This window comes from Cellvibrio sp. ARAG 10.3, assembly GCF_051846955.1.
Classification (GTDB): domain Bacteria; phylum Pseudomonadota; class Gammaproteobacteria; order Pseudomonadales; family Cellvibrionaceae; genus Cellvibrio.
The window spans coordinates 1-3039 of sequence record NZ_JBPYCU010000046.1; the positions used below are offsets into that span (position 1 = coordinate 1).

Consider the following 3039-nt stretch of genomic DNA (forward strand, 5'->3'; position numbering starts at 1 on the left):
AACGTACCGCCCACGCCCTGCTTACTGTTAGCGGGCACCGAGAAAGAGGAAAAGCGCGAGCGCCGCCTGGTGATGGAGCGGGAAGGCTGCACCGAAGTACAAGCCGCGATGATCCTGGCTGAAGAACTGCGTGAGAGGCGCCGCCGGTCAGTGCTGCAAGCTGCCCAATAAATTGAATCAACCACAGGAGACTTTTATGGCTGTCGTCGCCTTCGTAAAGCACCAAGACAATATGATTCCTTCGCACCCCTGCAGTATTAAAGCCGGTGACGAATTTTATCTCGTCGTCGACGGTGTGAAAGGTCCAACGCAGGTCGCGCAGACGGACGCGACGCCGGTATTGGATGAGATCACACGCGAAACTGTGGATTGGCATATCGAGATAACAGAGGAGCATGCTGATGACGATGTGTAAAACACTGCTGTCGATGTTCCTGATTTATATGAGCGCAATGGTAAATGCACAAGTCCAGGTTGATGTGTTTCATTGGGGCGAAATCACAACAGATGTGCGGCTGCCCGGCGCGACAATTCGTTTATTTAATCTGAATAAACCGAATGAGATTAATCAGCACCTGCCGCGTTTTGCTGGCGCTCCGGTTCAGGCAGAAAAAGCTGCTGGATACTGGATTCAGAGCGACGAAGGCAAAGCCTTTACCGAGGCGCTGCGTACTGCCTACGACGGCCATATGCTGGCAAGAAAATACAAACTGCAGAAAGCCCCGGCGATTGTGTTCGATAGCGGAAAGTATGTGGTGTATGGCAGTACGGATATTCGGCACGCGCTGTTGTTGTATCGACAGGCGAGTAAGTAAAAAAATGGGAAGCGTGTTGCTTCCTGTAACGAATTGGGAGAGTAGTCCAGAAAATGGTGGGGGCCGATGTCGACGGCCGGGCGACCTAGACAAGACGTGCACATCTTGTTTCGGAAGGGCTCGCGTATTTGATGACGGCCGCGCGCGAACGCCGCCGCAATTGTTCAGTGTTCACTCTTGGCGTTACTGGCTGAACAATGAAAAGTGTCCAAACTGAACCCGCCATCGAGGTTTCAGGTCGCTGGAGGCTCAACCAGAGCCTGCTGGACTACTCTCCCACTTTTATATAACAGAGTGGGAAAGTTAGCAATGCACAATAGCCTTGAAACCGAAATTTTGTGCGTGCACAAAAGATTAGGCATTCAACTTCAACACAGTGTTTGGCTGCTGTGTAAACACAAAGGGATCGTACTATCCGAATTAGCAGCGGAGTGCGGTTACCACCGTAATTATCTCTATATGTCACTCAGCGGAACGATCCAACCAGCAAGGGAGTTTCGTGAAGCTGTTGCGAAAAAATTGGGAGTAGATCCATGGGAATACCAACCCGATAACCAGTCGTGATGAAAAAAATATTGACATTTTTTTAGAAGTATCTCGACACGAAAACGTGTCGACTAATGTTTGGCATTCCTTTCACTTTGCACATCAAGAATATGTTGAGGTATGACGTGAAGAGTAAGATCACAGCCTACTGTCCTCGCGGTTGCAACGTCGTGGATATTCCCGCTAAACGAATATCCGAAGAGTGCGCGTCATACGGTTGTCGCATGACGACAGATGGCGAGGACGGTTTTTATTACTACCGCGAGGAGCTGCCAGTGCAGTAGTTCGAGGAGAACCTCGATAACAATGAAGACGGTAGTCAAACTGCAACAGAAGATCTTTGAACGCTCCCAATCACTGGATCAGACACATCAATGAAAATTACATTTTCTATCATCATGTTGGTTGCCGTACTGTCATCGGCCGTTCGTGCCGAAGAGATCACCAGTGCGGTTATCACGGAGTCTGCCATGGCCTGTGAAGATTGTGTGGAATGGCGCGTGAGTGGCATTTGTTTCTGGATAACCTGCACGATTTTTGGCTGCGACATTGATACCAGTGTTCGTGTGTCTCACTACATTCCGGATTTCGTGGTCACCTCGTACAGTGGTGCAAATTCACCCTGGAAAGAGACACAAAGCTGGAACACCGATACGCCGACAGTCATTACGCATCGCAATCGCAAAGCGGGTGATACCCACGCGGATTTCAAAAAAGTTGACGTGATTGGTAACCCGGCCGCGTACATTTTTGAAAGCATGAATTCGAGTGGGTATTTCTGTAAGTCCTGCATCACAGGCTTCAAACCGTATTTTGTGTCTGACCTGGACCGTAAAGGCTGGAATGCCGGCATTCCGGAAATGTTCTATCTCGACTCGTTACTCGGCCGTCGTGTGATGGGTAAAGCCACCGTACGGTTCGGCAATATTTTCCCACGCATCGGCTGGACGGTGCACGCCGAAGACCCCAAGTCGGCGGCGTTAACCGCGCAACGTGCTGCTGACCTGGTTACGTCCCGCGATCGAGCGCCGCGCGTGTACCTCGAAGCCGAACGGGATTGTGGCAACAAGTGTTGGCCACCACCGCCCGTGAGAGAAAACGATATCGCGACGCACAAGTGGCAAATGCTCACACCGGTAAAACAATCTCGCGGTGAAATCTTCGGACAGCGATCCGGATGGGCAAATGGCAAGTACGAAACCTCAGAACAATACGCGTGGAATCTCTGGCGGCCGTACTCGTGCTGCGAGCCGGCCGGTGCTGCGTTTCTTTATGCCGTAACCTGGTGATTGATCATGAAAAAGAAAATGCTTTCTCGTTTATCCCTTGCCCTGTTGGCGACGCTGACTGTAACGGCCACGGCCCAGGTTCGCCCAACGGGGAGTTCGTCCTGGTACTACGAAATTGGAGGTGCCGACCCGTACTTGTTTGGTTACACCAACCGTACGCGTGTTCAGCTGGGTCTGGGTGCCAATTGGGGAATCGGGAATGCCTGCTCATTCGATCCGCGTGCCGGCATTAACAACACGTTCAGGAATGCCGAGCAAAGTCTCTATGGCTTTTTTGATGATGTTGTCGCCAATGCGGGATCAATGGTCGTAGGCTGGGGTATTTCTAAAGTGCAGGAAATAAATCCTGGACTGTATGACTTCGTGACCAAGGGATTGGCGGATGCGCG

General features: G+C 51.1%; 3 protein-coding genes and 1 pseudogene. All 4 read left to right on the forward strand.

Features of this window, described 5'->3' with window-relative positions; genetic code table 11:
• The first annotated feature begins 196 nt into the window (after positions 1 to 196).
• On the forward strand, positions 197 to 415 hold the full coding sequence (locus tag ACSV5M_RS21565) for a hypothetical protein (RefSeq protein WP_439178914.1): 219 nt from the start codon (positions 197 to 199) through the stop codon (positions 413 to 415).
• Positions 402 to 815, forward strand: a complete 414-nt coding sequence (locus ACSV5M_RS21570; RefSeq protein WP_439178915.1) for a DUF1525 domain-containing protein — start codon at positions 402 to 404, stop codon at positions 813 to 815. The genes ACSV5M_RS21565 and ACSV5M_RS21570 overlap by 14 nt, the downstream gene beginning before the upstream one ends.
• 920 nt (positions 816 to 1735) lie before the next feature.
• On the forward strand, positions 1736 to 2650 hold the full coding sequence (locus tag ACSV5M_RS21575) for a TIGR03756 family integrating conjugative element protein (protein ID WP_439178916.1): 915 nt from the start codon (positions 1736 to 1738) through the stop codon (positions 2648 to 2650).
• 6 nt (positions 2651 to 2656) lie between these two features.
• Positions 2657 to 3039: pseudogene (locus ACSV5M_RS21580) on the forward strand (hypothetical protein); the annotation flags it as partial.